The sequence below is a fragment of the Sphingopyxis sp. YF1 genome (assembly GCF_022701295.1).
In the GTDB taxonomy this organism is placed as follows: Bacteria; Pseudomonadota; Alphaproteobacteria; order Sphingomonadales; family Sphingomonadaceae; genus Sphingopyxis.
Genome location: NZ_CP033204.1, coordinates 2,528,088 through 2,554,857, shown reverse-complemented (window position 1 = coordinate 2,554,857; position 26,770 = coordinate 2,528,088). Strand labels below are relative to the sequence as shown.

Annotated in this window: 27 protein-coding genes; 14 read left to right on the top strand and 13 right to left on the bottom strand. The window is 67.0% G+C overall.

All coding sequences use genetic code 11. The features are described 5' to 3' along the window. Window positions 1-85: 85 nt before the first annotated feature. The 6 genes from EAO27_RS12490 to lgt all read right to left on the bottom strand — a co-directional run bounded on the left by EAO27_RS12490 (window position 86) and on the right by lgt (window position 6,187). The gene (locus tag EAO27_RS12490) at window positions 86-1,378 is read right to left on the bottom strand and encodes a cystathionine gamma-synthase family protein (RefSeq protein WP_242770142.1); all 1,293 of its coding nucleotides are present in this window, start codon (window positions 1,376-1,378) and stop codon (window positions 86-88) included. Between the two features lie 69 nt (window positions 1,379-1,447). Beyond that, window positions 1,448-2,854: a DASS family sodium-coupled anion symporter gene (locus EAO27_RS12485; protein ID WP_242770140.1), complete on the bottom strand. Its 1,407-nt coding sequence runs from the start codon at window positions 2,852-2,854 to the stop codon at window positions 1,448-1,450. Between the two features lie 127 nt (window positions 2,855-2,981). Continuing rightward, a complete protein-coding gene (gene pgeF / locus EAO27_RS12480; RefSeq protein WP_242770138.1) occupies window positions 2,982-3,746 on the bottom strand; it encodes a peptidoglycan editing factor PgeF in 765 nt (254 codons plus the stop codon). Next, window positions 3,743-4,261 carry a GNAT family N-acetyltransferase gene (locus EAO27_RS12475; RefSeq protein ID WP_242770136.1) on the bottom strand — a complete coding sequence of 173 codons (519 nt, stop codon included), beginning with the start codon at window positions 4,259-4,261 and terminating at the stop codon, window positions 3,743-3,745. Before EAO27_RS12475 ends, pgeF begins: the two co-directional genes overlap by 4 nt. Beyond that, the gene (locus EAO27_RS12470) at window positions 4,258-5,319 is read right to left on the bottom strand and encodes an SAM-dependent methyltransferase (protein WP_242770133.1); all 1,062 of its coding nucleotides are present in this window, start codon (window positions 5,317-5,319) and stop codon (window positions 4,258-4,260) included. The genes EAO27_RS12475 and EAO27_RS12470 overlap by 4 nt, the downstream gene beginning before the upstream one ends. After that, window positions 5,306-6,187: a prolipoprotein diacylglyceryl transferase gene (lgt, locus tag EAO27_RS12465; RefSeq protein WP_242770130.1), complete on the bottom strand. Its 882-nt coding sequence runs from the start codon at window positions 6,185-6,187 to the stop codon at window positions 5,306-5,308. The genes EAO27_RS12470 and lgt overlap by 14 nt, the downstream gene beginning before the upstream one ends. A gap of 78 nt (window positions 6,188-6,265) precedes the next feature. On the opposite strand from lgt, the gene EAO27_RS12460 reads away from it, so the two are divergent. From EAO27_RS12460 to EAO27_RS12445, 4 genes are all read left to right on the top strand, one after another. Beyond that, the gene (locus tag EAO27_RS12460) at window positions 6,266-7,972 is read left to right on the top strand and encodes a class I adenylate-forming enzyme family protein (RefSeq protein ID WP_242770127.1); all 1,707 of its coding nucleotides are present in this window, start codon (window positions 6,266-6,268) and stop codon (window positions 7,970-7,972) included. Window positions 7,973-8,045: 73 nt separating this feature from the next. Further along, the gene (locus tag EAO27_RS12455; protein WP_242770125.1) at window positions 8,046-8,888 is read left to right on the top strand and encodes a cytochrome b/b6 domain-containing protein; all 843 of its coding nucleotides are present in this window, start codon (window positions 8,046-8,048) and stop codon (window positions 8,886-8,888) included. Further along, entirely contained in the window at window positions 8,885-9,658 is a 774-nt protein-coding gene (locus EAO27_RS12450) for a molybdopterin-dependent oxidoreductase (protein WP_242770123.1), read from the top strand. Before EAO27_RS12455 ends, EAO27_RS12450 begins: the two co-directional genes overlap by 4 nt. Window positions 9,659-9,700: 42 nt before the next feature. Then, a complete protein-coding gene (locus EAO27_RS12445; protein WP_242770121.1) occupies window positions 9,701-10,939 on the top strand; it encodes a cyclopropane-fatty-acyl-phospholipid synthase family protein in 1,239 nt (412 codons plus the stop codon). Here the strand turns inward: EAO27_RS12445 and EAO27_RS12440 are convergent. The 3 genes from EAO27_RS12440 to EAO27_RS12430 all read right to left on the bottom strand — a co-directional run bounded on the left by EAO27_RS12440 (window position 10,927) and on the right by EAO27_RS12430 (window position 13,975). After that, window positions 10,927-11,364, bottom strand: a complete 438-nt coding sequence (locus EAO27_RS12440) for a DUF1801 domain-containing protein (protein ID WP_242770119.1) — start codon at window positions 11,362-11,364, stop codon at window positions 10,927-10,929. The two genes, EAO27_RS12445 and EAO27_RS12440, sit on opposite strands and share 13 nt — an antisense overlap. An 11-nt stretch (window positions 11,365-11,375) precedes the next feature. Beyond that, on the bottom strand, window positions 11,376-12,716 hold the full coding sequence (locus tag EAO27_RS12435) for an acyltransferase (protein ID WP_242770117.1): 1,341 nt from the start codon (window positions 12,714-12,716) through the stop codon (window positions 11,376-11,378). Window positions 12,717-12,895: 179 nt separating this feature from the next. Further along, window positions 12,896-13,975 carry a tetratricopeptide repeat protein gene (locus EAO27_RS12430; RefSeq protein ID WP_242770115.1) on the bottom strand — a complete coding sequence of 360 codons (1,080 nt, stop codon included), beginning with the start codon at window positions 13,973-13,975 and terminating at the stop codon, window positions 12,896-12,898. 143 nt (window positions 13,976-14,118) lie between these two features. Here EAO27_RS12430 and EAO27_RS12425 point away from each other — a divergent pair, with 143 nt between their 5' ends. The 6 genes from EAO27_RS12425 (at window position 14,119) to EAO27_RS12400 (ending at window position 20,006) form a co-directional block, all read left to right on the top strand. Beyond that, a complete protein-coding gene (locus EAO27_RS12425) occupies window positions 14,119-15,336 on the top strand; it encodes an argininosuccinate synthase (protein ID WP_242770113.1) in 1,218 nt (405 codons plus the stop codon). A 351-nt stretch (window positions 15,337-15,687) separates the two neighbouring features. Further along, window positions 15,688-15,873: a hypothetical protein gene (locus EAO27_RS12420; protein ID WP_242770110.1), complete on the top strand. Its 186-nt coding sequence runs from the start codon at window positions 15,688-15,690 to the stop codon at window positions 15,871-15,873. A 57-nt stretch (window positions 15,874-15,930) separates the two neighbouring features. Continuing rightward, window positions 15,931-16,941, top strand: a complete 1,011-nt coding sequence (locus EAO27_RS12415) for a beta-eliminating lyase-related protein (protein ID WP_242770107.1) — start codon at window positions 15,931-15,933, stop codon at window positions 16,939-16,941. A gap of 46 nt (window positions 16,942-16,987) precedes the next feature. Continuing rightward, window positions 16,988-17,947 carry an EamA family transporter gene (locus EAO27_RS12410; RefSeq protein WP_242770104.1) on the top strand — a complete coding sequence of 320 codons (960 nt, stop codon included), beginning with the start codon at window positions 16,988-16,990 and terminating at the stop codon, window positions 17,945-17,947. A gap of 154 nt (window positions 17,948-18,101) precedes the next feature. After that, window positions 18,102-18,662, top strand: a complete 561-nt coding sequence (locus EAO27_RS12405; protein WP_242770101.1) for a peroxiredoxin — start codon at window positions 18,102-18,104, stop codon at window positions 18,660-18,662. Window positions 18,663-18,737: 75 nt separating this feature from the next. Continuing rightward, window positions 18,738-20,006 carry an alpha/beta hydrolase gene (locus EAO27_RS12400; protein ID WP_242770098.1) on the top strand — a complete coding sequence of 423 codons (1,269 nt, stop codon included), beginning with the start codon at window positions 18,738-18,740 and terminating at the stop codon, window positions 20,004-20,006. 96 nt (window positions 20,007-20,102) lie between these two features. Here EAO27_RS12400 and murA read toward each other — a convergent pair whose 3' ends face one another. After that, window positions 20,103-21,386: a UDP-N-acetylglucosamine 1-carboxyvinyltransferase gene (gene murA, locus EAO27_RS12395; RefSeq protein ID WP_242770096.1), complete on the bottom strand. Its 1,284-nt coding sequence runs from the start codon at window positions 21,384-21,386 to the stop codon at window positions 20,103-20,105. 191 nt (window positions 21,387-21,577) lie between these two features. Here murA and EAO27_RS12390 point away from each other — a divergent pair, with 191 nt between their 5' ends. Further along, complete coding sequence (locus EAO27_RS12390; RefSeq protein ID WP_242770093.1) at window positions 21,578-22,585, top strand: DUF3011 domain-containing protein; 1,008 nt, start codon at window positions 21,578-21,580, stop codon at window positions 22,583-22,585. A gap of 121 nt (window positions 22,586-22,706) precedes the next feature. Next, on the top strand, window positions 22,707-23,597 hold the full coding sequence (locus EAO27_RS12385) for a DMT family transporter (protein WP_242770091.1): 891 nt from the start codon (window positions 22,707-22,709) through the stop codon (window positions 23,595-23,597). Window positions 23,598-23,601: 4 nt separating this feature from the next. On the opposite strand, the gene EAO27_RS12380 is transcribed toward EAO27_RS12385, so the two are convergent. Both EAO27_RS12380 and EAO27_RS12375 read right to left on the bottom strand, forming a co-directional pair. Then, window positions 23,602-24,216 (bottom strand): 2-hydroxychromene-2-carboxylate isomerase, encoded by a 615-nt coding sequence (locus EAO27_RS12380; RefSeq protein ID WP_242770089.1) that lies wholly within the window; start codon window positions 24,214-24,216, stop codon window positions 23,602-23,604. Continuing rightward, window positions 24,210-24,941: an SDR family oxidoreductase gene (locus tag EAO27_RS12375; RefSeq protein WP_242770087.1), complete on the bottom strand. Its 732-nt coding sequence runs from the start codon at window positions 24,939-24,941 to the stop codon at window positions 24,210-24,212. Before EAO27_RS12375 ends, EAO27_RS12380 begins: the two co-directional genes overlap by 7 nt. A gap of 196 nt (window positions 24,942-25,137) precedes the next feature. Between EAO27_RS12375 and EAO27_RS12370 the strand changes: the two genes are divergently transcribed. Continuing rightward, complete coding sequence (locus tag EAO27_RS12370; RefSeq protein ID WP_242770084.1) at window positions 25,138-25,629, top strand: helix-turn-helix domain-containing protein; 492 nt, start codon at window positions 25,138-25,140, stop codon at window positions 25,627-25,629. 99 nt (window positions 25,630-25,728) lie between these two features. After that, a complete protein-coding gene (locus tag EAO27_RS12365) occupies window positions 25,729-26,208 on the top strand; it encodes a hypothetical protein (protein ID WP_242770081.1) in 480 nt (159 codons plus the stop codon). 3 nt (window positions 26,209-26,211) lie between these two features. Here EAO27_RS12365 and clpS read toward each other — a convergent pair whose 3' ends face one another. After that, window positions 26,212-26,574, bottom strand: a complete 363-nt coding sequence (gene clpS / locus EAO27_RS12360; RefSeq protein WP_242770078.1) for an ATP-dependent Clp protease adapter ClpS — start codon at window positions 26,572-26,574, stop codon at window positions 26,212-26,214. Between the last annotated feature and the right edge of the window lie 196 nt (window positions 26,575-26,770).

Genomic DNA, 26,770 nt, shown 5'->3' with positions numbered 1-26,770 from the left:
CGGCAAAAGCCGGGGGAAGCAATCCAGAGCAGGTTTGCGCACCTCCGGATTGCCGCGTCGCCTTCGGCTCCTCGCAATGACGAAGTCAAACGGCCTCCAGCGCCTGCGCGAAGTCGGCGATCAGGTCGTCGGCGTCCTCGATGCCGATCGACACGCGCACGAGATTGTCGGTGATGCCGAGTGCCTTCTTGCGGTCCTCGGGGACCGACAGGTGGGTCATCGCGGCGGGGTGGCTGGCGAGCGTCTCGGTGCCGCCGAGGCTGACCGCGAGCTTGGCGATCTTGAGCGCGTCGAGGAAGCGGAAGCTTTCGGCCTCGCCGCCCTTGATGAACAGCGAAAAGGTCGATCCCGCGCCGCTGCAATGGCGGTCGAAGATATCCTTCTGGCGCGGATCGCTGATGAAGCCGAGATAGCCGAGCCCTTCGACCTTGGGATGATCGCGGAGATAGGTGCAGACCTTGAGCGCATTTTCCCCCGCGCGGCTCATCCGCAGTTCGAGCGTTTCGAGGCTGCGGAGCAGCATCCATGCGGTGTTGGGGTCGCAGATCGTGCCGATCGTGTTGCGCATCGGGCGGATCGCGTCGATCAGCCGCTGGTCGCCCGAGACGCCGCCTGCGACGAGGTCCGAATGGCCGCCGGCATATTTGGTGAGGCTGTAGACGACGAGTTCGGCGCCCTGGTTCAGCGGCTGCTGCCACAGCGGGCCGAGGAAGGTGTTGTCGATCGCGATGGCGGGTTTCTGGTCGCCGGGGAAGGCCGCGTCGCGGGCGGCGCGCACCGCCTCGACGTCGACGAGCGCGTTGGTCGGGTTCGCCGGACTTTCGAGATAGACGAGCGCCACCTTGCCCCCCTTTTCGTCGGCGAGGGTCCGGGCGCGGGCGAGGATGGCGTCGAGTTCCTCGCGCGTCGCACCGGCGGGGAAGTCGAGGAAGCTGACCCCGAAGCGCGACAGGATGCGCGCGATCAGCGTTTCGGTCGCGGCATAGAGCGGGCCCGAATGGACGATCACGTCGTTCTGGCTCACGAGCGCGAGCAGCAGGGTGGCGATCGCCGACATGCCGCTGGAAAAGACGAGGCAGTCGTCGGCGCCGTCCCAGACGGCAAGGCGATCCTCGAGGATTTCCTGGTTGGGGCCGTTGAAGCGCGAATAGACGAGGCCGTCGGCCGGCCCCTGCCGCTTGCCGGTGATATGTTCGAAGAAGCGCTTGCCCGCCGCCGCATTTTCGAAGGCGAAGGTCGATGTGAGGAAGATCGGCGGCTTGAGCGATCCTTCGGAGAGCATCGGGTCGTAGCCAAGCCCCATCATCAGCGTCGCCGGGCTGAGGTCGCGGTCGCCGATCTTGCGGGTATTGGTCTTGGGTTTGCCGCGCATGGCCATGAAATGCTCCTTGGATGATTGCCCCGTCCTATAGCAGGAGCGGTTTCGATTGAAACCAGTTCCGCCGGTTCAGGCGAGCATAGCGATGCTCCAGATGACCCCGATGAGCAGCGGCACGCCGATGACGTCGAGCGCCAGCCCCGCCTTGAGCATGCGCGGCAGCGCGATGTGGTCGGTCGCCCACGCCAGCGCGTTGGGACCGGTGCCTGACGGAAGCATGAAGCCCCAGCTCGCCGCCATCGCGACGGGCAGCGCGAGCAGCACCGGATCGACCCCGGTTGCGGCGATCAGCGCCGCGAGCACGGGCATGATGCCGCTTGCGGTCGCGACATTGCTGGCGAATTCGGTGATCAGGATCGTCAGCGCGACGATGACCGCCGCGAGCAGGATCGTCGGGATGCTGCCGAGCGGCGCCAGCACTGCGCCCAGCCAGGCGGCGAGCCCGCTTGCGGTAATCGCCGCGGCAAGCGCGAGACCGCCGCCGAACATCATGATCACGCCCCAGGGGGCGCGGTCGGCCTCTTTCCAGACGAGCAGCGGACGGCCGGTACCGTCGGGCAGGACGAAGAGCAGCAGGCTGCCCGCGACCGCGATGGTGCCGTCGGTCAGTGCGCCCTTGGGGAGCAGCGGCTCGATCCACGGCTGGGCGATCCAGGCGACGAGGACGAGCAGGAAGACGGGGACGACGCGGCGTTCGGCGGTCGACCAGATCGCCTGCTGGCCGAGCGCCGTCGCTGCCGTCTGCCCGTCGAACGGGTGCGCCGACAGCCGCTGGACACGCGCGATGATGAACATCGCCGCGGGGGTGGCGAGCAGCACGACGGGAACACCGTAGATCGCCCAGTCGAGGAAGGAGATGCGCAGCCCGAGTGCCTTTTCGATCAGGCCCGCGGCGATCGCGTTGGTCGGGCTGCCGACGAGCGTGCCGAGCCCGCCGATCGAGGCGGCGAAAGCGATGCCCATCATCACCGCGCCCGCGAAGCCTTCGCGTTCGCCCTCGGCGATGCCGCCGGCGCGCACGACGGCGAGCGCGATCGGGATCATGATCAGCGCGGTCGAGGTGTTCGAGATGAACATGGAGAGCAGCGCGGTCGCCGCCATGAAGGCGAAGAGCAGCCCGGTCGCGGTCGGCGCGGCGCGCTTGAGCAGCGCCAGCGCGAGCCGCCGGTGCAGCCCGACCCGCTCGATCGCGAGCGCGAGGAAGGCGCCGCCGAGGATGAGGAAGAGGATCGGTGAATAATATTCCTTGGCGATGGCGTTGGCGTCCATCACCCCGAAAGCGGGGACGGTGAGGAAGGGCAAAAGCGCGGTGACGGTGAGCGGCAGGGCCTCGGTCATCCACCAGATCGCCATCAGCACGGTCAGCGCGGCAACGCGCCACGCGGTGGTTTCCATGCCGGCGGGGGCCGGCATTGCCAGCATGAGGACGAAGACCAGCAGTCCGCCGATCAGCCCGAACAGGCGCGTTTTTGTCATCCTTCCCCCATTTTCCGTCTCTTTTTACTCGTCATCCCGGCGAAGGCCGGGATCTCCACATCGCGTCGGAGGGCAACGGCGAGATCCCGGTCTTCGCCGGGATGACGAAGCAGATATCGGGCATCGATTATTTTGCGAGTCCGATCACCGACAACTGGCGCCCATAGCTGTTTTCGGCCCTGTGGCACGCACGGCGGTAACTGAAATAACCCTCGGCATCGGCATAGGTATCCTGTCCGCCGATGGCAATTCGCGTCACCCCGGCCGCCGCGAGGCGCGCGGCGACATAGGCGGCGATGTCGAACATCGCATGACCCGGTCTGCCCGCTGCGAAGAAGCGTTCGTTGGCGGGATCGTCGGCAACGAAAGTGGCGACGAAGCCGTCATCGACCTCGTAGGAGGCACGGCCGATGCACGGCCCGATCGCGGCGGCGATGCCTGCGCGCGTCGCGCCGAGGCTTTCCATCGCGTCGAGCGTCGCGTCGGTAATCCCGGCGATTGCGCCCTTCCATCCGGCGTGCGCAGCGGCGACGACGCCGGCCTCGCGGTCGGCGAAGAGGACCGGGACGCAGTCGGCGGTCAGGATGCCGAGCAACAGGCCCGGCGTTCGCGTCGCGAGCGCGTCGGCTTCGGGCCGGGTGAAAAGATCGCTGCTGCCGTCGACGGTGACGCAGCGGTTGCCGTGGACCTGGTAGAGCCCGGTCAGCGCCGCGCCGGGGATGAGCGCGTCGCCGACGCGCCGCCGGTTCTCGGCGATCAGCGCGGGGGCGTCGTTCGAGCCGAGGCCGCAGTTGAGCGAGGCGAGATCGCCCGTCGAAACGCCGCCCCGGCGGCCGAAGAAGCCGTGCACGACGCCATCGAGGGTGGGCGCAGTGACAAAGGGGACGGTCACAGGTCGAGCCTCCAGATGCGGTCCTCGTCGATGTGGTTGCCGACGCGGAACGGGTTGCGGCCGACATCGACAAAGCCGTAGCGGCGGTAAAAGGCCTGCGCGCGGGGGTTTTCGGTGAAGACCGAGAGGTAGAGGATCGCCGCGCGGGTCCGCGCCCAGGCGATCCCCCATTCCATCAGCGCGGCGGCGACGCCGCTGCCTTTCGCTTCATGATCGACATAGAGCTGGTGGAGCTCGGTCGCATCCTCCGAAGGCTGGCCGGCGGGCAGGTCGAAATCGATCGGGCCGAGCTTGACGAAGCCGAGAATCGCGCCGCCGTCGCCGCGGACCAGTGCGATCGTCCAGTCGGGATCGGCGAGTTGCGCGCGGATGCGGTCGGGCGGGTTCCAGCCCGTAAGGAAGCTCGCGAGGTCGGCGGGATCGTAGATATGGCCGAAGGTATGCCGGAAGGCGGTTTCGGCGAAGGCCGACAGCGCGTCGGCGTCGTCGGGGCGGGCGAGGGTAACGACGGTCATGCGGAAAATCCTGCGGGAAGCGGCCATGCGGGCGCGGTGAAGGCCATGGCCTTGAAGAGCGTGCCCATCGCGTCGGGTTCGACCAGGCGGTCGCGCTGGCCGCGCAGTTCGTCGGCGCGGCCGGGCGATGCGGCGGCGAGGGTTTCGAGCCGTGCGTCGATGCCGAGGCCGCGGAGCCAGTCGCCCTGCGTCGCCAGCGTGCTGGCTTTGACGCCCGCGGTACGCGCGGCGTCGGCGAGTGCGGTGAAATCGACATGCGCGGTGAGGTCGGCTTCGCCGGGATCGGTGAAGGGATCGGCGTATTGATGCGCTTTCATCGCCTGCAGCGTGTCGCCGACGGCCGGGCCGGCATAGCCATAATCGATCGCGAGCAGCGCGCCGCCCTGTCGCACGAGGCGAAAGGCGCAGCGCTGCAGGATCGTGGCGGCGACGGGTGCGGTCTCGACGATCGCGCCTTCGGCGGCATCGCGCAGCGCCGCGGGGATCGCCTCCTCGGCCGGCACCGGACCCGGCACGGCGACGAGGCCGCGCTCGCCGCGTTCGACCATCCGTTCGCGCCAGCCGTCGCGGGTACGAACATATTGGTGGATCGGCAGCGCATCGAAAAATTCGTTGGCGACCATGATCAGCGGCGCGTCGTCCGGCAGGGCGTCGACCTCGTCATGATGCTCGGCGCCGGGCAGGCGGGCCAGCTGGGCGGCGCGCAGCGTCGGGCTGGTCTCGACGAGGTGGATGCCGGCGGGCACGCAGCCGAAGCGCGCCGCGGCGCGCAGCGCGTCGGCAGCGAGCGTGCCGCGGCCGGGACCGAGCTCGGCATAATGAAAGGCCGGGCGGCCGGCGCGCGACCACAGGTCGGCGATCCAGAGGCCGACGAGTTCGCCGAACATCTGGCTGATCTCGGGCGCCGTGGTGAAATCGCCCGCGGCGCCGAGCGGATCGCGCGTCGCATAATAATGCGCGTTCGCCGCCGCCATATAATCGGCGACGGTCGTCGCGCGCGCCGCCGCCACCTGCCTGATCAGTTCCTCGGGCGTCGGCGGGCCGTCAGGCAATTGCATCGGGTCCCGCAATCGGCTCGACGCGCTGGCGCCGCCGCTTTGCGGTCAGCACGAGCCACAGGCCGATCAGGATCATCGGCACCGTCAGCCACTGTCCCATCGACAGGCCGGTCGCCTCGACGATGTTCATCCGCTGCGCATCGGGCTGGCGGAAGAATTCGACGATGAAGCGGCTGAGGCCGTAGATGATCGACGCCGTGCCGACGAGCAGGCCGGGCTTGTAGCGCGCATCGGTGCGCCAGAAGAGGAAGGCGAGCACCGCCATCATCACCAGCCCCTCGAGCCCCGCTTCGTAGAGCTGGCTGGGGTGGCGCGGATCGTCGGTGCCGCTGCCGGGAAAGATGATCGCCCAGGGCACGTTGGTGGCGCGGCCCCAGAGCTCGCCGTTGATGAAGTTGGCGAGGCGGCCGAGGAAGAGGCCGAAGGGCACGGTGCACGCGATATAGTCGCAAAAGCGCAGGAAATCGAGTTTTTCGCGGCGCGTGACGTACCAGATCGCGACCAGCACGCCGATTACGCCGCCGTGGAGCGACATGCCGCCGTCCCACAATTTGAAGATTTCGAGCGGCTCCTGGATATAGCGTTCGAGATTGTAGAAGAGCACATAGCCGAGGCGCCCGCCGAGGATGATGCCGAGCATCGCATAGAAGATCATGTCGTCGGCATGGCGGCGCGCCATCGGAGCGCCGGGCTGCGCGATCAGCCGGAGCAGATACCAGTAGCCGAGGAAAATGCCCGCGAGATAGGCGAGCGCATACCAGCGGATGGGAAGGCCGAACACGCTGAAGGCGATTTCGGAATTTTCGCCCATCAGGTCGTGGAAGTTCACATATTGCGTCGCTTCGGCTAAGGTTGCAAAAAGAAACATATAGTCGCGCTGTCCTTCCCCAGGAGAGGCCTTCCCCATAGGGGGTAAGGCGAGCGAGACCAAGAGGAGAGATGCCCGATGCCATCCGCGCTCGATTTGCGCCTGGAAGCCGCCTATAATCTGATCACCGGCCCGGGCGGGCCGATCCAGGTCGGAACCGTCGAACGCTTCGGCGTGCAGATGCCGATCATCACCAACGCGCCGACCAATCTGGCCGATTATATCGCCTTTTTCGCCGCGACGCACGGCGATGCGACCTTCCTGGTCGAGGGCGGCGAACGGCTGAGCTTCAAGCAGGTCTATGCCGCGGCGCGCAAGGTTGCGGCGGGGCTGGTCGAAGGCCATGGCGTGCAGCGCGGCGACCGCGTCGGCATTGCGATGCGCAACGCCAACGCCTGGTGCGTGACCTATGTCGGGGTGCTGCTCGCGGGCGGCTGCGCGACGCTGCTCAACGGCTGGTGGCAGGGCGGCGAAATGGCCGCGGGAATCGCCGACAGCGAAACGCGCCTCGTCGTCGCCGACGTCCAGCGCGCGGCGCGGCTGGCCGAGGTCGAGCATGGCGCCAAGGTGATCACGCTTGACCTCGCGCAGCCGATCGATGCCGCGATCGCGCCGATCACCGATGCGGGCGGCAGCGCCGAGACGGCCCTGCCGCAACTCACCGGCGACGATCTGGCGACGATCCTCTTCACCTCGGGGTCGACGGGCCAGTCGAAGGGCGCCTATTCGCGCCACCAGGCGGTGGTGCAGGGCATCTTCAACTATGTCGCGCAGACCGCGAGCATCGTCCATCTGCTGACCGAGGACGGGCTGATGTCGGACATCCAGCCCGCGACGCTGATCTGCACCCCGCTGTTCCACGTCACCGCCGAGATTCCGGTGTTCCTCCAGAGCTTCGCGCTCGGCCGCAAACTCGTATTGATGCCGAAATGGAACGCCGAGGAGGCGATGCGGCTGATCCAGGACGAGCAGTGCAATTATTTTGTCGGCGTGCCGCTGATGAGCTACGAAATCCTGACCCATCCGAGCCGCAAGAATTACGACCTGTCGACGTGCAAGAGCTACGCCGGCGGCGGCGCGCCGCGTCCGCCCGAGCATGTGAAGCGTTTGTCGGAGGAGATGGGCGACGCCAAGCCGCTGCTCGGCTACGGCCTGACCGAAACCAATGCAGTCGGGTGCGGGATCATCAACGAAAATTATCTCGAAAAGCCGCTGTCGACGGGGCCGGCGTCGAAACCGCTGGTCGATCTGGCGATCCTCGATGACAATGGCGCGCCGCTCGCGCAGGGGCAGGTCGGTGAGGTGTGCATCCGCTCGATCGCCAATTTCGAGGGCTATTGGAACAACCCCGAAGCGACGAAGGCGGCCTTTTTCGACGACGGCTATTTCCGCACCGGCGACCTCGGCTATCTCGACGCCGACGGCTATCTGTTCATCGTCGATCGCAAGAAGGACATCATCATCCGCGGCGGCGAGAATATCAGCTGCCAGGAGGTCGAGGCGGCGATCTATGAACATGAAGACGTCAACGAATGCGCGGTGTTCGGGCTGCCCGACGAAAGGCTCGGCGAAGTGGTCGGCGCGGTGATCTGGGTCAAGCCCGGCAGCGGAGCCGACGCCGATGCGATGACCGCCTTCATCGCCCAGCGGCTCGCGCCGTACAAGGTGCCGAGCAAGATCTGGATGTCGAACGAGGCGCTGCCCAAGCTGGGCAGCGAGAAGATCGACAAGGTGTCGCTGCGGAGCCGCTATCGCGAGACCTATCAGGCGGAAGTCGCGGCATAGGTCGGCATAGGGCATCTCCTCCCGTCATCCCGGCTTTCGCCGGGATGACGATCGAAAGGTGGACTGGAGACATATGAACGAAGGGCAGGTTCCAGTTCCTCCGCCTCCCCGGCCGCCGCCGCGCCTTTATCGCCACCGCCTCCCGGTACGGCTCTGGCACTGGCTCAACGCGGTGACGCTGCTGATCCTGCTGATGAGCGGGCTGATGATCTTCAACGCGCATCCGCGGCTCTATTGGGGCGATTATGGCGCGAACGCTGATCATGCCTGGCTGGCGATCGCCTCGACCCCCGACACCGGCTATCTGCGTATCGGCGACACGCGCATCGAAACGACAGGACTGCTCGGGCGCTGGACCGACGGCGACGGGGTCCAGCGGACGTGGGCCTTTCCCGGCTGGGCGACGATCCCGACCAGCTATGACCTTGCGAGCGGGCGGCGCTGGCATCTTTTTTTCGCGTGGATGCTCGCGGGCGCGCTGACCCTGTTCATGCTGTGGAGCCTGTTCGGCGGGCATGTGAAGCGCGACCTGCACGTGCGCCGGCACGAATGGGCGCCGCGCCACATCTGGCAGGACATTCGCGATCATGCGCGGCTGCGTTTTCCGGTGGGCGCGGCGGCGGCGCGTTACGGTATTTTACAGAAGCTGAGCTATATCGGCGTGATCTTCGTCCTGTTGCCGCTGATGATCTTCACCGGGCTGGCGATGTCGCCGGGGGTGAACGCCGCGTGGCCGTGGCTGGTCGACGTCTTCGGCGGGCGCCAGTCGGCGCGCTCGGTGCATTTCATCGCGGCGTGGGCGCTCGTCGCCTTTTTCCTGATCCATGTGACGATGGTGCTGCTCACCGGACCGGTGAACCAGTTTTGCGCGATGCTGACCGGCTGGTTTCGCCTGCCGCCGGAGAGAGAGAGATGAGCGGCGGGCTGATCCTGCCGCGGCGTCGGCTGATCGCGGGCGCGGGCGGTCTGGCGGCGAGCCTGCCGCTGCTCGCCGGCTGCGACGCGATCAACGAGGCGCCCGCGGTGCGCAAGATATTGTCGATGGGCGAGGAGATGCATCGCGCGAGCCAGCGCGCGCTGATGGACCGCGATGCGCTGGCGCGCGAATTTACCCGCGCCGACCTGTCGCCGACCTTCCGCTCGAACGGGACGAAACTGCCCGCAGGCGACGCCTATGCCGCGCATGCCGCGAGGGGCTTTGCCGACTGGCGCGTCAGCGTGTCGGGGCTGGTGGCGCGGCCGCTGTCGCTGTCGCTCGCCGATATTCGCGGCATGCCGCAGCGTAGCCAGATTACGCGCCACGACTGCGTCGAGGGGTGGAGCGCGATCGGCGAATGGACCGGGGTCCAGCTGTCGCGCATCCTCTCCGCGGCAGGGCTGAAGGACGCCGCGCGCTACATTGTGTTTCGCTGCGCCGACCGCATCGGCGACGCGCTCTATTACGAAAGCTGCGACCTCGTCGATGCCCTCCATCCGCAGACGATCCTCGCATGGGCGCTCAACCGCGCAATCCTGCCGATCGCCAACGGTGCGCCGCTGCGCCTCCGGATCGAGCGCCAGCTCGGCTACAAGCACGCCAAATATCTGACCGGGATCGAGGCGGTCGCGAGCCTTGCGGCTATCGGCGCGGGCAAGGGCGGTTTCTGGGAGGATCGCGTCGATTATGAATGGTACGCCGGCATCTGACGGGAACCGATACCGGGCATCGTCGGTTCTGTTCGCATAACGATGTCGATACTGCATCCGTTCCTCTCCCGCGTGGTCCGCAAGGGCCGGTTGACCGTCGTCCTGCCCGATGGCGGACGGGAGGCGTTCGGCACGCCCGCGCCGGGCTTTCCCGAGGTGACGATCGGCTTTGCGAGCGGCCGGGGCATGCGCCGCATCCTCCTCGATCCGCGGCTCGGTGCAGCCGAGGCCTTCATGGACGGCGACCTGCGGATCGTCGAGGGCGACATCATGACGCTGATCGGGCTGATCCGCATGAACACGCCGTGGGACCGCGGCGCGACGCTGAAGGACAAGGGCTGGCTCGGCCGCCGCGCCGAATGGGTGTCATCGCGGCTGGGTTCGATCAACCGCCGCCGCCAGTCGCGCGCGAACGTCCGCCATCACTACGACATCGGCAACAACCTCTATCGCCTCTTTCTCGACGCCGACATGCAGTACAGCTGCGCCTATTGGACGCGCCCCGGCATGACGCTGGAAGCGGCGCAGGTGGCGAAGAAGGCGCATATCGCGGCGAAGCTCGCGCTCGCGCCCGGGCAGCGCATTCTCGACATCGGCTGCGGTTGGGGCGGGATGGCGATCACGCTGGCCGGGCTGGCCGATGTCGAGGTGCTCGGCATCACCCTGTCGGAGGAGCAGCTCGCGCTGGCGCAGGAGCGCGCCGCGGCGGCGGGGGTGGCCGAACGCGTGCGCTTCGAACTGGTCGATTATCGCGATCTGGCCGCGCGCGAGGCGGGACGTTTCGACCGCATCGTGTCGGTCGGCATGTTCGAACATGTCGGAACGCACAATTTCGAGACCTTCTTTCGCGCTTGCGCGAACCTGATGACCGCCGACGGGGTGATGCTGCTCCACACGATCGGCCGCTTCGGCAAACCCGGTGCGACCGACGCCTTCACGCGAAAATATATCTTTCCCGGGGGGTATATCCCGGCCCTCAGCGAGACGCTGGCGGCGAGCGAGAAGAGCCGGCTGATCGCCACCGACGTCGAGACGCTGCGGCTGCATTATGCGCTGACGCTGCGCGAATGGTATGCGCGGACGGTCGCGCACGAGACCGAGATCGTCCGGATGATGGGCGACCGCTTCTTTCGCATGTGGACCTTCTACCTTGCCGGCGCGACCGCGGCGTTCGAGAGCGGCGGCATGGGCAATTTCCAGATCCAGTTTGCGCGGAGCCGCAATGCGCTGCCGCTGACGCGCGACTATATGCACATGGCCGAACGCGGTTACGTCGGGTAGCGCGCGTTCATCACGTCCCAGCTCAGCGCGACGATCCGTTCGAGGACCTCTAGATCGACGTCGGCGAGCTTGGTCACGTAGAGGCAGGCCTTGCTCGTCCTGTGCTTGCCGAGCTGCGCGAACAGCGCGCCGGCCTCGGCCTGCCGGTCGCCATAGTCCATCATCACATAGAGCGTGATTGCGGCCTTGCGCGGGCTGAAGCCGGCGCGGCACATCGTCCCCGAATGGCCGCTATCGTAGCGATAGTTATAGCTGCCGTAGCCGATGATCGACGGCCCCCACATTCTGGGCTCGAGCCCGGTGACGCGGCGGTGGATGGCGTCGATGACCGGGGCTTCCTCGCGGCGGCGCGCTTCGGGGAGCGAGGCGATATAGCCGGCGACCGTCGCATCGGTCGCCTTGGTCTTGATCTCGGTCTTGGCCATCGGGTCTCTCCTCAAGCTTCGGCGCGGCGCATCAGCAGGCGCGCGGCGGGGCCGAAGCCGATCAGCGCGGCGCCGAGGAAGGGCAGCGCGACGACCCAGAGGCGGACCCCGGTTACCCCCAAGGGACTCGCGATGCTGATCGCCGCGGTCATCGCGAGCCCGGTGCAGATCATCAGCATGCCGAGGATCAGGCGGACATGGGGGACGTCGCCCTCGGCCGTCTTGCCGCCGCTTTCATGGCGCGCGAAGAGCAGGATGAAGGGGAAGAGCACGGCGATGTAGAGCGCGAACCAGAGCGGGCGCGCCAGCCACCATTCGCCGCTGCCCGGTGCGGCGTGCAGGCCGATGCCGCCGAGCAGCCAGGCGGCGACCATCACCAGCACGAAGGCGGTCAGGTGCCAGAGATAGACGGTCATCACCATGCCGTTGATCAGCACGACCGCGGTCCATGCGGTGATGCCGTCCAGCATCGCGCGCGCCGGCCTTTCGAGCGCGAGCGCCAGCCCGGTCTGCGCGACGCCGAGCGCGAGCAGCGCAAGCGTCGGCGGCATCGAATTGCTCAAGGTCGCGCCGGGCACGCCGATCATCGCGACCGGATAGGGCCCGAAACCGACGAGCAGCGCCAGTGCGGCCAGACCGGCGGCCGCCCAGAGCAGCGGCACGGCGAGGCGGCCATCGTGCCACGCATAGCCGAGCTGGTGGATCGCGACCCAGACAAAGGCGAAATTCAGGAAATTGACATAGGGAATGCCAAATTCGAGCGTGGCGACGTCGACAGCGATCGCGGCGGCGACGAGCGCGAAAAAGGAAGCGAGGCCGAAGCGCTTCCAGGCCGCGTGCGTCAGCGGCGTCAGCGCGGTGACGATCAGATAGACGGCGAGGAACCAGACGGGGACGAGCGCGAGCTGCGCCGCCATCTTCACCACCGTCCGGTCGATCCCGACCTGTGTGCCGAACAGGGTGACGAGCGCCCAGATCGTGAGCAGCGGCAGCACCGGGTTGATCAGCCGCCGGATGCGTGCCGCGAACCATGCGGTGAAGCGGCCGCCCTTGCGCCGCGTCGCCGCCCACGACAGCCCGTTCGAAAAGCCGCCGACGAGGAAGAAGAGCGGCATCACCTGAAAACCCCAGGTCAGCCACTGCGTCCAGGGCAGGATGCCGAGCAGATGTCCGCCCTCGACCGCGCCGTCCTTCATATAGGGCGCGGCGACGAGCCAGTGACCGACGACGACCGCGAGGATCGAAAAAGCGCGCAGGAAGTCGACATAGCGGTTACGCTCGGGCGGCGCCTGCAGCGCCATTGCGCGGGCCCGCGACCAGAGCGTCTTTCCGGGCGGCGTCGCGGTGTCCATATCTCTCTCCTCGCCCGACAAGTAGACGGCAGGGAATGATAATGGGTTGGCCGCGATCCGCAACGGACGATGGTCGGGAAGGCATGCCCGAACGCCGGGAGCGGTGAGCGAAGCATCGGGAGCAACGCCTGTCCGGGCAGGATCGCGGCGCCGCTTTGCGCCGCATATGGACGCGGCGCCTACCCGTCGCAGTCGCTCCAATAATCCTTGTTGGTCGTGCAGCTTTGCAGCCCCGAAAAATGATTGACCGTGCACACGGTCTTCATCGGACAGGCCTTGTATGCGCGCGGAACATATTGCGGCGGGGCCTTGGCCTTGGTGAAGGCCGCGATCACCTGCTCGCGCATCGGGATCAGCTTGGTACGGATATTCTCGTCACCCTTTTCGATGCCGAGTTCGATCCAGTAGAGGATCTCGTCCTCATGCTTCAGCGGGTCCTTCATCTGGAGCAGCGACGAGGCCGCCATGACGGCGCCATAGGCTTCGCCCTGCTCGGCGACGGTGCGCGACAGGCGATAGGCGAGGGCGAAGTCCTGCTTTGCGCCGCGGCCGCTGTTGATCATGTCGAACGCCATGATGATCGCATAGAAATGCCCGCGTTCGGCGGCGGCGCGGAACTGCTCGAACGCCTTCTTATAGTCGCGCTTGACGCCCAGCCCCTCGTGATAATGGAGCCCGACGCGATAGATGGCGTCGATATGACCGGCGGCGGCCGACTGGCTGAGCAGTTCGAATGCCCTGGCATAATCCTGCGTCGCGCCGAGGCTGCCCGACGCATGGATGGTGCCCATGGTAAACAGCGCGACGGGATCGCCGAGCTTCGACGCCTCGTTGATCATCTCGAGTCCGTCCTGCGCGCTGCCGCCCGCGACCGTGCCGTTGAGCCAGGCGATGCCGAGGTCGCTGAGCGCCGCGGGGTCCTTTTGCTTGTGATAGAAGGCGGCGGCGGTGTCGCGGCCCTCGATCGTCCGGATGTACCAGTTGCCGCCGCGCGCGATCATTTCGGGCAGCGGCGGTGCACACGGCGTGCCGGCATTCGCCGCGCCTTCGTGCGCGACGGCCCATTCGCGGGCGGCGGGCGAAATCGCGGCGCCGGCCTGCATGTCGGCGACCAGCCGGTCATAGGCATTGTGGCAGTCGACGCTCTGGTGAAATTCGCGCGACGGGTCGAGCATGACGCCGTCGGCATTGGCGGTGGTGGAGGAAGAGGCCGTCGCCAGCGCGAGCAGGGGCGCGGCGAAGCTCAGCAGCATTCGCATGATCGATCATCCCAAAGGTCGCGTCCCCGCCGCCACCCTGCCACGGCTTCGGGCCCGAAACTTGTAGGAACGCGCCAAGGCGTTGCGCGCGCGGGCCGGGCCTGCTAGCCGCGCCGCGTCTTTCTTCCGCCAAGGGTGTCACCATGTCCGAGTCCATCAAGCGCGTCGTCCTCGCCTATTCGGGAGGGCTCGACACGAGCGTCATCCTGAAATGGCTGCAGGTCACCTATGGCTGCGAGGTGGTGACCTTCACCGCCGACCTCGGGCAGGGCGAGGAACTCGAGCCCGCGCGCGCCAAGGCCGAGCTGATGGGGATCAAGCCCGAGCATATCTATATCGACGACGTCCGCGAGGAGTTCGTGCGCGATTTCGTCTTTCCGATGATGCGCGCCAATGCGCGCTACGAGGGCGATTATCTGCTCGGAACCTCGATCGCGCGCCCGCTGATCTCGAAGCGGCTGGTCGAGATCGCCAAGGAAGTCGGCGCCGATGCGGTCGCCCACGGCGCGACGGGCAAGGGCAACGACCAGGTCCGCTTCGAACTGTCGGCCTATGCGCTGAACCCCGATATAAAGGTGATCGCGCCGTGGCGCGAATGGGACCTGACCAGCCGCACCGCGCTGATCGACTTCGCCGAGAAGAACCAGATTCCGGTGCCCAAGGACAAGCGCGGCGAAAGCCCCTTCTCGACCGACGCCAACCTGCTCCACACCTCGTCGGAGGGCAAGGTGCTCGAGGATCCGTGGGAAGAGACGCCCGACTATGTCTATTCGCGCACGGTGGACCCCGAGGACGCGCCCGACACACCCGAATATATCACGATCGATTTCGAAAAGGGCGACGGCGTCGCGCTGAACGGGCAGGCGATGTCGCCCGCGACGCTGCTCGCGGCGCTCAACGACCTCGGCCGCAAGCATGGCATCGGCCGCCTCGACCTCGTCGAGAACCGCTTCGTCGGCATGAAGTCGCGCGGCATGTACGAGACCCCCGGCGGCGAAATCTATGCGCGGGCGCATCGCGGCATCGAGAGCATCACGCTCGATCGCGGCGCGGCGCACCTCAAGGACGAGCTGATGCCGAAATATGCCGAGCTCATCTACAACGGCTTCTGGTTCGCGCCCGAACGCGAGATGCTGCAGGCGGCGATCGACCATAGCCAGACGAACGTCACCGGCACGGTCCGGCTCAAGCTCTACAAGGGCAACGCGAGCGTCGTCGGACGCAAGTCGCCGTTCAGCCTGTACAGCGAGCGTCACGTCACATTCGAGGACGACGCCGGCGCCTACGACCAGAAGGACGCGGCAGGCTTCATCAAGCTCAATGCCCTGCGCTTGAAATTGCTGGCAAAACAGGGGCAGTAAGGCCGTCGGGCAGGGACCTGCTCCACCGCGAGCCGGTCCCGCTCGCTCTGCCGCTCGCCGCCGCCGGGTTCGTTGCGCACCGCCGTGTCGCGGGCGAACCGGTCGTCGATCGGGGCGAGGCGGCGGATTTCGGGCCAAAGCGGACGGGCCATCCCGAATCGGGATGCGCAGCACCGCAAGGGAATCGACGCCGCCGCACAGCGATGATAAATGGCCGCTGACCGGCAGCTTGGCCACCGGCGGCGCGGGGGCGGCCGCTTGGCGAATATTCACGACCGACGAGAAAGACTAGCGACAAGGTAAACGAAACGACCGGGGACGAGGCTGCCGCCATCCTTTGGAGTGGGCGACATGGACGACGAGACGAGCGGGGGCTTTTCATCGGATCGTGACGAGTGGCAGGAGCGCCATCTCCTGTTTCCGCGATATGGTTTGCGCGTCAGCCGGCACGGGATGCGGCTTCGCATCATCTGGCCGGGCGCCTATCAGGTTCGCTGGTCGCGCACGCATCGCCGCTACGTCTATCGTCGCTACTGAGCCGCCGGTCGAATCAAGCATTAGCGTCGGACCCGCGGCTGCGCTAAGGCGCGGCGCATGACCGCGACCCGCTTTTTCTCCGACAATGCCGCGACCGTCCATCCCAAGGTGATGGAGGCGCTCGCCGCTGCCAACCATGTCGACACCGCCTATGACGGCGACGCGCTCAGCCGGTCGCTCGACGCCGCCTTTTCCGACCTGTTCGAAACCGACTGCGAAGTCGTCTGGATCGCGACCGGGACCGCGGCGAACAGCATCATCCTCGCGCATTTCGTGAGGCCGTGGCAGGGGATCCTCTGCTACGAGGAAGCGCATATCGAGGTCGACGAGTGCGGTGCGCCGAGCTTCTATTCGGGTGGCGCGCAACTGATGACACTGCCCGGGCAAGGGGCGAAGATCGATGCCGACGCACTCAGGGCGCGGATTTCGGGGATCCGCCAGGATGTGCACCAGGTCCAGCCTGCCGCGATCAGCATCACCAACGCGACCGAATATGGGCTGGCATGGCGCCCTGACGAAGTGCGCGCGATCAGCGCGGTCGCGAAGGAAAAGGGGCTGAAGCTCCACATGGACGGTGCGCGTTTCGCCAACGCCGTCGCTTTCCTCGATTGCGCGCCCGCCGACGTGACGTGGCGCGCCGGGGTCGACGCGCTGTCGTTCGGTTTCACCAAGAATGGCGCGATGATGGCCGAGGCGCTGGTCTTTTTCGGGGGCAGTGGCGGCGCCGGGGTGCGCGAACTCAAGAAGCGCGGCGGGCATCTGCTCAGCAAGGGGCGCTTCGTTGCGGCGCAGATCCGCGCGATGCTCGACGACGATCTGTGGCTCGCCAACGCGCGCGCGGCCAATGCCGGCGCACAGGCGCTCGCGGCGGCGTGCGGCGACCGGCTGCTGCATCCGGTCGAGGCGAACGAGCTGTTCGTGCGGATCAGCGCCGAGGATGCGGCCGATCTGCGCGCGAAGGGCTTCGACTTCTATGACTGGGGCGACGGCGCCGCGCGGCTGGTGGCAAGCTGGGATCAGGACGCGGCGGCGGTGGCGCCGCTCGCCGCGGCGATCGCGGCGCTGTGACGATGGACGGCCCTTTCGGCGGCGTTCCAGCGCGCGAGCGCGCTGCATGAGTTCTTCGCCCTCGCTCCTCACCCCGCGCATCCTGCTTCCCTTCGCGCTCGTCACGCTGATCTGGGGCTCGACGTGGATCGTCATCACCGGGCAGCTCGGGGTCGTGCCGCCGAGCTGGTCGGTCGCGTACCGCTTCTTCGTCGGTGCCGCGGCGATGTTCGCCTATGCGGCGTGGCGCGGCGAACGGCTGACGCTGTCGGGGCGGGCGTGGGGCTTCGCCGCGCTGCTCGGACTGGCGCAGTTCGCGTTCAACTTCAACTTCGTCTACCGCGCCGAACAGCATATCACCTCCGGGCTGGTCGCGGTGCTGTTCGCGCTGCTGATCGTGCCGAACACGCTGCTCGGCCGGCTGTTCCTGAAGACGCGGGTCGAGGGGCGCTTCCTCGCCGGCGCGGCGATCGCGATCGTCGGGGTCGGGATGATGATCCTCCACGAATATCGCGCCGCTGCGGTCGGCGCGGGCGAGGTGCTGATCGGCACCGCGCTCACGCTCGCCGGCGTGATGAGCGCGTCGACCGCCAACGTGATGCAGGGCACGGGGATCGCGCGCGCGCAATCGATGGTGGTGATGATCGCCTGGGCGATGCTGTTCGGCGCGCTCGGCGACGCGAGTTTCGCCTGGATCACGACGGGCCCGCCGGTGATCGAGGCGACTGCGGCCTATGTTGCGGGTGTGCTCTATCTGGGGGTGATCGCCAGCGCAGTGACCTTTCCGCTCTATTTCAATATCATCCGTGCCGTTGGGCCGGGGCAGGCGGCATGGTCGAGCGTGCTGATCCCGATCATCGCGATGGGTTTTTCGACCGTGCTCGAAGGGTATCGCTGGGCGCCGCTGTCGATCGCGGGCGGCGCGGTGGCGCTGATCGGGCTGGTGATCGCGGTGGTCAAGCGGCCCGAGAAGCCGTCGGTGAGCGGCGGCAACATGGTGTCAGTGCCGTGCGACAAGGATGATTGAACCGCCTGGTCGGCCGGCCGGCACGACCCGCGCGATCGAACTGGACGCTGACCGGTTTTTTCCGCATCCTGCGATGCGGGCCAGCCACCGGTGACGACCGGTGCGGCCGCAGTCCGGCCGGCGCGGTCGCCCGGCTTCGATGGGAGAGACACCGATGAAAAATCGCCTCAAGATTGCAATGATCATCGGGTTCGGCCTGTCGCTGGCGGTCGCGCCGATGCCGGGGGTTGCAGCGCTTCAGCAGGGAGCGAAGGCGCCAGACTTCACGCTCCAGGCCGCGCAGCGCGGCAAGGCCTTCAGCCTGTCGTTGAAGCAGACGCTGCGCAATGGGCCGGTGGTGCTCTATTTCTTCCCCGCCGCCTTCACGCCGGGGTGCACGGTCGAGGCGCACCTGTTCGCCGAGGCGAATGGCCAATTCAACCAGCTGGGTGCGCGCGTCATCGGCGTGACGGCGGGCAACATCGATCGCGTCGCGGAATTCTCGCGGTCGGCATGCCGCGACAAATTCGCCGTGGCAGCCGATCCGGGCGCAAAGGTCGCGGCGCAATATGACGCCACGATGCCCGGGCCGAACGAGACAACACTGTCGAGCCGGACGTCCTTCGTCATCGCCCCCGACGGAACGATTTTGCTCAGCTACACCGATCGCAAGCCGCAGGCGCATATCGAAAAGACGCTGGCGGCGGTGCGCGCGTGGAACGCCCGGAATCACTGAGACAGGGGTTCGAGACGGATCGGGAGGCGGGCGGACACGCTGCGGTGTCGGGCGCGTCATTTTGAACGGAATAGCATGAAAACAACGACACTCGGGTTCGCGCTCGCCTTCGCCACCCTGTCCTCGCCCGCTGCCGCGCAGCCGGCGTGCACGCCGGGGACCTATGCCGCCGCGAGCGGCGATTTCGTCGTTCTCGCACCGGCGCCGAACATTGCCGCGCCGGGGCTGCGCTACCTGTTCCGCGACGGGCGCCGCGGCGCGACGAGCGACGCGGGCGTCCCGCTGCGGTGCGAGAATGATGCGGTGACGGTCGGAAACGCGCGCTGGCAGCGCATCGCCTTTCGCGAAACGCCGACCAGCTTCGACAGCGTCGCGACAAAGTTGACGGGGGTGCTGATCGAACCGCCGGGTGCGGCCGACCCGAAGCGACCGCTGGTGGTGATGGTGCACGGGTCCGAGCGCACGTCGCCGATCGGCGGGGTCTATGGCTATGCGATGGCGGCGCAGGGGTTATCGGTCTTCGTCTACGACAAGCGCGGGACCGGCGGGTCCGAGGGCGAATATACGCAGAACTTCGAGTTGCTCGCGGCCGATGCGGCGAAGGCGCTGGAGACGGCGCGTGCGCTGGCGCCGGGGCGGTACGGGCGCGCGGGCTTCTTCGGCGGTAGTCAGGGCGGCTGGGTCGCGCCGCTCGCGGCGACGCGCGCGCCCGCCGACTTCGTCGCGATCGGCTTCGGCCTCGTCGCCTCGCCGATCGAAGAGGATCGCGAGCAGATGGTGTCGGAGGTCCGCGCGGCGGGGCTCGGCAAGGACGCCGAAGCGCTTGTCGGCCGACTGTCGGCGGCGACCGCGAAGCTGCTGCTGTCCGGTTTCGAGCAGGGTTATGCCGAACTCGACGCGGTGCGCGCCGAGATGGCGCGCCAGCCGTGGGCGGTGAAGATCGAAGGCGAATATAGCGGCGCGATCGCGCGCCTGCCGGACGACGAATTGCGCCGCGTCGGGCGCGCGCGCTTCGACAATCTGGAACTGATCTGGGACTATGACGCCGTCGCGGCGCTCAAGCGACTCGATGCGCCGCTGCTGTGGGTACTCGCGGGCGAGGATCGCGAAGCGCCGATCGAGACGACGCGCGCGGCGCTGATGGGCCTGAAAGCTGCCGGCAAGCCGATCGACGTCTATCTTTTTCCGCAGACCGACCATGGCATGTGGGAATTCGTCACCGATGCGCAGGGCGAGCGACAGGTCACGCGGATCACCGACGGCTATCTGAAATTGCTCGGCGACTGGGTCCGGAGCGATGTTCATGGCGCCTATGGCCGCGCGGAGCGTCTGACGGCGCAATAGTGCGGAACCATAGCTCCGAGCCTGTCGAAGGGCGCGCCTCGGACAGGCGCCCTTCGACAGGCTCGGGCCTATGGTGAAATTCGGCCGATGAAGGCGCTAGCCCGCGCTGATCCGTTCGATATCGGCACCGACGGCCTGGAGCTTTTCCTCGAGCCGCTCGTAGCCGCGGTCGAGGTGGTAGACGCGGTTGACCTCGGTCTGGCCCTGCGCCGCGAGCCCGGCGATGATCAGGCTCATCGACGCGCGCAGGTCGGTCGCCATCACGGGGGCGCCGACCAGATGGTCGACCCCGCGTACCACCGCGCTGCGGCCGCGCACGTCGATGTCGCAGCCCATCCGCGCGAGTTCGGGGACGTGCATGTAGCGGTTTTCGAAGATGGTTTCGGTGAACAGGCTGGCACCGGTGCCGAGCGTCGCCATCGCCATGAACTGCGCCTGCATGTCGGTGGCGAAACCGGGGTAGGGCGCGGTCGACAGGGTGACGGGCTGGGCACGTCCGTCCATCGCGACGCGGATGCCGGTCTTGGTGACCTCGACCGTTGCGCCGGCGTCGCGCAGCGCGGCGAGCGTCGCTTCCATCTCGCTTGCCTTGGCGCCGACGAGTTCGACGTCGCCCTGGGTGATCACCGCGGCGCAGGCATAGCTGCCTGCCTCGATGCGGTCGGCCATCACGCGATAGGTCGCGCCATGGAGGCGGTCGACGCCCTCGATCGTCAGCGTTTCGGTGCCGATGCCGTCGATCTGCGCTCCCATCGCGACGAGGCAGTTGCACAGGTCGACGATCTCGGGTTCGCGCGCGGCGTTTTCGAGCACGCACGTGCCCTTCGCCAGCACCGCGGCCATCACCGCATTTTCGGTCGCGCCGACCGAGACGACGGGGAAGGTGAACTTGCCGCCCTTCAGGCGTCCGCCGGGGGCGACGGCCTTTACATAGCCCGAGGCGAGTTCGATTTCGGCACCGAAGGCTTCGAGCGCTTTCAGGTGGAGGTCGATCGGGCGGTTGCCGATCGCGCAGCCGCCGGGCAGCGACACCGTCGCTTCGCCTGCCCGCGCGAGCAGCGGGCCGAGCACGAGGATCGATGCGCGCATCTTGCGCACGATGTCATAGGGGGCGACGGTCGAGGTGAGCGTGGTCGCGCGCGCGGTCATCACGCGGCCGAAATCCTCGGGTCGCGATCCCTCGATCGTCGTCGAGCAGCCGAGCTGGTTGAGCAGGTGGCCGAAGCCATCGACGTCGGCGAGACGCGGCAGGTTCCTGAGCGTCAGCGGCTCGTCGGTGAGCAGCGCGCAGGGCAGCAGGGTGAGCGCGGCGTTCTTGGCGCCGGAGATGGGGATACGGCCCTTGAGTCGCTGGCCGCCGCGTATGACGATTTGATCCATCGGCTGTCTTTAGCGGATGCGCGGAGGCGCGCAAGCGCGCGGCGCGGCGCACGTCGATGGTTAAGCTCTGATTTCACCGCCCTTCTTTTGCGATGGCAAAGCAGAGCGAAAGATGGAAATATCGCTGCAAATATCGATTGGTAAAGGATCGGGGACAGAACGGGTTCGACTTCAACAAAAGGGGCAAGGACATGAGGAATATTGTCGTCACCATCGCCACATCGGTTTCGCTGGTCGCCACGCCGGTCGCCGGCCCCGCCTTCGCCCAGTCGACCTTGCCCTATCCGCCGCCCGGCGGGCCGCAGATCCAGCCCCCGCGCCCCGGAGACGGTTTCGCCGGAACGCTCCGCTGCGAATCGCGCAACAACAAGACCAAGCGCTGCTATGCCCGCACCGAAAACCGCGTCGAGCTGCGGCGCGTCGTCGGCGGGCGTTGTTCGAAGGGCCGCGACTGGGGCTTCACCGCGAGCCAGATCTGGGTGTCGGGCGGTTGCCGCGCCGATTTCGCTTACGGCTATGCGGGCGGCGGCGGGGGTGGCTATCCGGTGCCGCTGCCGCAGCCGGTGGGCGATTATGCGGGGACGATCCGCTGCGAATCGCGCGGCAACCGTTACGAGCAATGCAACGTCCGTACCGACAACCGCGTCGAACTGCTGCGCCGGCTCGGCGGACGCTGCAACGCCGGGCGCCAGTGGGGCTATACCTCGAGCCATGTCTGGGTGAACGAGGGCTGCCGAGCCGAGTTCGGTTATGGCTACCGCGGCAGCACGCGGCCGCCCGAAAAGGACAAGGGGCCGAGCACCGGACTGATCGTCGGCGGTATCGTCGTCGCGGGCGGGCTGATCGCGCTGCTCGCGAGCCAGGGCAAGAAGAAGAAGGAAGGCGAGGCGGCGCCGGTCGAAGAGACGGTGACGCCGACCTATCCCGCCGGGCCGCCGGCCACGCTCTCCGCGAATCTCTCGGCGCTGCCGGCCGCGGCGCGTCCGTCGGTGCAGAATTGCCTGAACGATGCGGCGCGGCAGATCGGCGTGACGGGCGGCACCCGGCTGTCGTACGACCGGCTGGTCAATCTCGAGCAGGGCAATGGCGGCTGGCGCATCCGCGCGGCGATGACCGCCGCCTATCCCGACGGCAATCGCACGCTCGAGATGTATTGCCGCGCGACGCCGACGCAGATCATCCAGCTCGACTTCAGCTAGGGTCCTGGTGCTGGACGCAGGGGGCGCCGGCGCTATGGTCGTCATCCCGGCGAGATCCGGGATGGCGAATCTCGGAACGAAGCTGGGTCGGCAAGTGATGGTGAAGGATCGTGGGGGCGCCATGGCGGCGCTCTGGTCGCGGGCGTATCCGCTGCTGACGGTGACGGCGCTGTTCTGGGCGGGCAATTCGATCGTCGCGCGTGCCGCGCGCGATCTGGTGCCGCCCGCCGCGCTGTCCTTCTGGCGCTGGGCGTTCGCGCTTGCGTTGCTGCTCCCGCTGGCCTGGCCGCATCTGAAGCGCGACCGGGACGTGCTGCGCGCGCACTGGCCGGTCATGGCGGTCCTCGGCGCGCTCGGCATCGGGGCGTTCAACACGCTGCTCTATACCGGGCTACAAACCACCACCGCGCTCAATTCGATGCTGATCCAGTCGGCGCAGCCGGCGCTGATCCTGATGCTCGGCGGTCTGGTGATGCGCGACCGGACGAATGCGCGGCAGGTCGCGGGCGTGCTGGTGTCGCTCGTCGGGGTGCTGACCGTCATCGGTCGCGGCGATCCTGCGCTGCTGCTGGCGCTGCGGCTCAATGCCGGCGACGCGATCATCGCCCTCGCGGTGCTGCTCTGGGCGCTCTATTCGGTGCTGCTGCGCCGCCGTCCGCCGGTGCATCCGCTCAGCCTCCTCGCGGCGACGATCATGGTCGGGCTGGTCGTCATCGCGCCCTTCTATATCGCCGAGATCGCCTCCGGGCGGCTGATCGTCCGCGCGCCGGGAAGCGCGCTTGCCATCGCCTATGTCTCGATCTTCCCGTCCTTCCTCGCCTATCTGTTCTTCAACCGCGGGGTCGAACTGATCGGGTCGGCGGCGACCGCGCAATATATGAATGTGATGCCCCTGATGGGGGCGGGGCTGGCGATGCTGTTCCTCGGCGAAACGCTCCACCTGTTCCATGTTGCCGGATTGGGGCTGGTGGTCGCGGGCATCTGGGTGGCGGGGCGTCCCGCGACCGAATAGCGGGTCAGCCGAGCGCCTCCTCGACCTGATCGAGCCGGTCCTTGCCGAAGAACATCTCGGCGCCGACGAAGAAGGTCGGTATGCCGAATACGCCGCGCGCGACCGCGGCGTCGGTATTTTGGGCCAGCTTCGCCTTGATGCCGGGCTCCTGCGTGCGCGCGAGCAAGGCGGGGCCGTCGAAGCCGTTCGCCGACAGGAAGGCGGCGGCGACTTCAGGATCGTCCATCTTGAGCCCGTCCTCCCACATCGCGCGGTTCACTGTGTCGACATATTCGTCGAGCACGCCTTCGTCCCCGGCGACGATCGCGCCGCGCATGATCAGCAGCGTGTTGACCGGGAAGTGCGGGTTGAGACGGAATTTGGTCAGGCCGTGCTTCGCGATGAAGCGCCGCATTTCGAGATGTTCATAGGCGAGTTTCGCGGGGGCGTCGGCATATTGGACCATCGGCGCCTTGTTGCCCGTCGCCTTGAAGATGCCGCCGAGCAGGCAGGGGGTGATGACGAGGTCGGCGCCGGTGCGGTCGAGCAGGTCGGGCAGCGCCTTCAAGGTCAGATAGGCGTTGGGGCTACCGAAATCGAAAATCAGTTCCAATGTCTTTTCAGGGCTTTTGGTCACCATTTTTCTCCCCAAGGGCGGAGGTCGAGTTCGTGCGTCCAGGCGCTTTTCGGCTGCTTGTGGAGCATCACATAATTGGCGGCGATGGCCACGGGATCGAGGATCAGTTGCTGCGCCTTGGCCTTGTCGAAATCGGGATGGCGGCCCCTGATGAAATCGGTGTCGATCGCGCCGTCGATGATGGTGTGCGCGACATGGATGCCCTGTGGTCCGAGTTCGCGCGCCATCGACTGCGCGAGCATGCGCAGCGCGCCCTTCGCCCCCGAAAAGGCAGCAAAACCCGAGCCGCCGCGCAGACTCGCGGTCGCGCCGGTGAAGATGATGGTGCCGCGGCCGCGCGGCGCCATGCGCTTCGCCGCCTCGCGTCCCATCAGGAAACCGCCGAGGCACGCCATTTCCCAGACCTTGGTGTAGACGCGCACGGTCGTCTCGGTGATCGGGAAGTTCACGTTCGCGCCGATGTTGAACACCGCGACCTCGACCGGCCCGACCTCGGCTTCGACCTGATCGAAGAGGGCAATCATGTCATCCTCTTCGCGCGCGTCGCCGGGGAAGGCGCGCGCCTGATGCCCAGCGTCGCGGATCGATTGCGCGAGCGTTTCGAGCTGGCCGGCGTTGCGCGGGCGGCGGTTGACGCAGGCGGTGAGGCCCTCGGCGGCAAAGGCCCGCGCGATCGCGCCGCCGGTGGCGTCGCCGGCTCCGATGATCACGGCGGCGGGTTTGGGCATGACGACTCTCCTCTTGCCGTGCATCGTAACTATGATAATCATAGTGACAAGCAAAAAATTGAAGCGCGGCGGGGTAGATTGATACAAGGTTGTTCGTCATTGCGAGCGAAGCGAGGCAATCCAGTGCGGTTACCGCCCACTCTGGATTACCGCGTCGCCTTCGGCTCCTCGCAATGACGAGGTATTGAGGAAATCCATGCCCAAACGTGCAGACCTGTCGGATACCTTCTGCCCCGTCGGGCGGTCGGCCGAACTGCTCGGCGATCGCGCGGTGCTGCTGATCCTGCGCGAACTGTTCTTCGGGCGCCGCCAGTTCGAGCTCATCGCCGCGAACACGCGGCTGGGGCCGCAACTCGTCTCGGCGCGGCTCAAGCTGTTGGAGAGGGAAGATGTGGTCGAGCGCCGCGCCTATCAGGACCGGCCGCCGCGCCACGAATATCGACTGACCGACAAGGGCAAGGATATGTTCGGCGTGCTCTATGCAATGCGCGGCTGGGCCGAGCGCTGGGCCTATGCCGAGGGCGAGACCGGCGGCGGGCCGGCGATGCGCTATGTCCATCGCGCGTGCGGGACCGATGTCGGGACGGCACTGGTGTGTCCGGGCTGCGGCGCGGCGCTGGGCTATGGCGATCTGAAGGGCGAGCCGTCGCCAGCGCTCAGGGCCGAGCAGGCGGCGCGGTCGGGGTAGACGTCGGGTCGCGGTCTGATAGGCTTGCGTCTCGATGCTATGGAGGTGCCTGTGCGCGGCCGATCAGTTGCCAGTCTTGGCGCCCTTCTGGCTTTTGCCATGCCGGTGCATGCGATTCCGCCGCCACCGCCGCCGCCCGATCCGGTGGTGATGACCGAAGCCGATAAACTGGCTGAAGCGCTGGTAGCGCTGGACGATGGAGACTTGCGGTTGCGGGCGCGCTCCGCGCTGTCCCGGGAGGCGTTCAACTGGCTGATGAATGTCCATCCCGATGTTCGGGAACCCGCTGTTCACCGGGCATTTCTCGATGTCGTTTATGCCCGCGCTGACGCGATCTGGCCCGAAGAACAGGTCAACATACGGGCGGGACTGGTGAGCCAGTTTCGGTTGATGACGGCGACCGACCTAATCGCGGTGCGGAGTTTCATCGCCAGTCCTGCCGGGCAGAATTTTGGCCGGATCCTCGTCGACTCCTATTTCGGCCTAGCCGACAGGACGGCAAGCGAAGTCCTGTACCGCCGGTTGTTTCCGGAGCTGCCGGGGCTGCTTGACACCGCGCAAAAGCGGGCCGCCGAATAGGCGTCAGGCCTTTTCCAGCGTGCACTGCAGCGGGTGCTGGTTCTGCCGCGCGGCGTCCATCACCTGATTGACCTTGGTTTCCGCGACCTCGTAGCTGAATACGCCGCACACGCCGACGCCCTGCTGGTGGACGTGCAGCATCACCTGTGTCGCCTGTTCGATGTCCATGTTGAAGAAGCGCTGGAGCACCATCACGACGAACTCCATAGGGGTGTAGTCGTCGTTGAGCAGCAGCACCTTGTACATCGAGGGCTTCTTGGGCTTTGCGCGCGTACGTGTCGCGATGCCGACGCCGGGGTTGCCGGGCGCGCCATCATCCTTGTCCGCCATGGCGCGGACCGGCTGGAAGGTCGGGATTGGAAGCATCGTCACCAAATATCGCACGCCGAAGGGGAATCGCAAGGGGGAGGGGCGTCATTAACCCCTTTTCGTCCCCCCGCGAAGGCAGGAGGGGCGGCAAAAACAAGAACCGCCCGCTTCCCGGAGGAAGCGAGCGGTCTTGGTTGCGTCGGCGCAGGCGGGGAGGAGGGGAGAGAGTGCCCGCGCCAACTGCGGAAGTGAA

Excerpts from the sequence above, each read along its gene's own strand:
- EAO27_RS12490 (WP_242770142.1), bottom strand. The coding sequence starts at position 1,378 with ATGGCCATGCGCGGCAAACCCAAGACCAATACCCGCAAGATCGGCGAC.
- EAO27_RS12485 (WP_242770140.1), bottom strand. The coding sequence starts at position 2,854 with ATGACAAAAACGCGCCTGTTCGGGCTGATCGGCGGACTGCTGGTCTTC.
- EAO27_RS12475 (WP_242770136.1), bottom strand. The coding sequence starts at position 4,261 with ATGACCGTCGTTACCCTCGCCCGCCCCGACGACGCCGACGCGCTGTCG.
- EAO27_RS12470 (WP_242770133.1), bottom strand. The coding sequence starts at position 5,319 with ATGCAATTGCCTGACGGCCCGCCGACGCCCGAGGAACTGATCAGGCAG.
- lgt (WP_242770130.1), bottom strand. The coding sequence starts at position 6,187 with ATGTTTCTTTTTGCAACCTTAGCCGAAGCGACGCAATATGTGAACTTC.
- EAO27_RS12460 (WP_242770127.1), top strand. The coding sequence starts at position 6,266 with ATGCCATCCGCGCTCGATTTGCGCCTGGAAGCCGCCTATAATCTGATC.
- EAO27_RS12455 (WP_242770125.1), top strand. The coding sequence starts at position 8,046 with ATGAACGAAGGGCAGGTTCCAGTTCCTCCGCCTCCCCGGCCGCCGCCG.
- EAO27_RS12450 (WP_242770123.1), top strand. The coding sequence starts at position 8,885 with ATGAGCGGCGGGCTGATCCTGCCGCGGCGTCGGCTGATCGCGGGCGCG.
- EAO27_RS12445 (WP_242770121.1), top strand. The coding sequence starts at position 9,701 with ATGTCGATACTGCATCCGTTCCTCTCCCGCGTGGTCCGCAAGGGCCGG.
- EAO27_RS12440 (WP_242770119.1), bottom strand. The coding sequence starts at position 11,364 with ATGGCCAAGACCGAGATCAAGACCAAGGCGACCGATGCGACGGTCGCC.
- EAO27_RS12435 (WP_242770117.1), bottom strand. The coding sequence starts at position 12,716 with ATGGACACCGCGACGCCGCCCGGAAAGACGCTCTGGTCGCGGGCCCGC.
- EAO27_RS12430 (WP_242770115.1), bottom strand. The coding sequence starts at position 13,975 with ATGCGAATGCTGCTGAGCTTCGCCGCGCCCCTGCTCGCGCTGGCGACG.
- EAO27_RS12425 (WP_242770113.1), top strand. The coding sequence starts at position 14,119 with ATGTCCGAGTCCATCAAGCGCGTCGTCCTCGCCTATTCGGGAGGGCTC.
- EAO27_RS12420 (WP_242770110.1), top strand. The coding sequence starts at position 15,688 with ATGGACGACGAGACGAGCGGGGGCTTTTCATCGGATCGTGACGAGTGG.
- EAO27_RS12415 (WP_242770107.1), top strand. The coding sequence starts at position 15,931 with ATGACCGCGACCCGCTTTTTCTCCGACAATGCCGCGACCGTCCATCCC.
- EAO27_RS12410 (WP_242770104.1), top strand. The coding sequence starts at position 16,988 with ATGAGTTCTTCGCCCTCGCTCCTCACCCCGCGCATCCTGCTTCCCTTC.
- EAO27_RS12405 (WP_242770101.1), top strand. The coding sequence starts at position 18,102 with ATGAAAAATCGCCTCAAGATTGCAATGATCATCGGGTTCGGCCTGTCG.
- EAO27_RS12400 (WP_242770098.1), top strand. The coding sequence starts at position 18,738 with ATGAAAACAACGACACTCGGGTTCGCGCTCGCCTTCGCCACCCTGTCC.
- murA (WP_242770096.1), bottom strand. The coding sequence starts at position 21,386 with ATGGATCAAATCGTCATACGCGGCGGCCAGCGACTCAAGGGCCGTATC.
- EAO27_RS12390 (WP_242770093.1), top strand. The coding sequence starts at position 21,578 with ATGAGGAATATTGTCGTCACCATCGCCACATCGGTTTCGCTGGTCGCC.
- EAO27_RS12385 (WP_242770091.1), top strand. The coding sequence starts at position 22,707 with ATGGCGGCGCTCTGGTCGCGGGCGTATCCGCTGCTGACGGTGACGGCG.
- EAO27_RS12380 (WP_242770089.1), bottom strand. The coding sequence starts at position 24,216 with ATGGTGACCAAAAGCCCTGAAAAGACATTGGAACTGATTTTCGATTTC.
- EAO27_RS12375 (WP_242770087.1), bottom strand. The coding sequence starts at position 24,941 with ATGCCCAAACCCGCCGCCGTGATCATCGGAGCCGGCGACGCCACCGGC.
- EAO27_RS12370 (WP_242770084.1), top strand. The coding sequence starts at position 25,138 with ATGCCCAAACGTGCAGACCTGTCGGATACCTTCTGCCCCGTCGGGCGG.
- EAO27_RS12365 (WP_242770081.1), top strand. The coding sequence starts at position 25,729 with ATGCCGGTGCATGCGATTCCGCCGCCACCGCCGCCGCCCGATCCGGTG.
- clpS (WP_242770078.1), bottom strand. The coding sequence starts at position 26,574 with ATGCTTCCAATCCCGACCTTCCAGCCGGTCCGCGCCATGGCGGACAAG.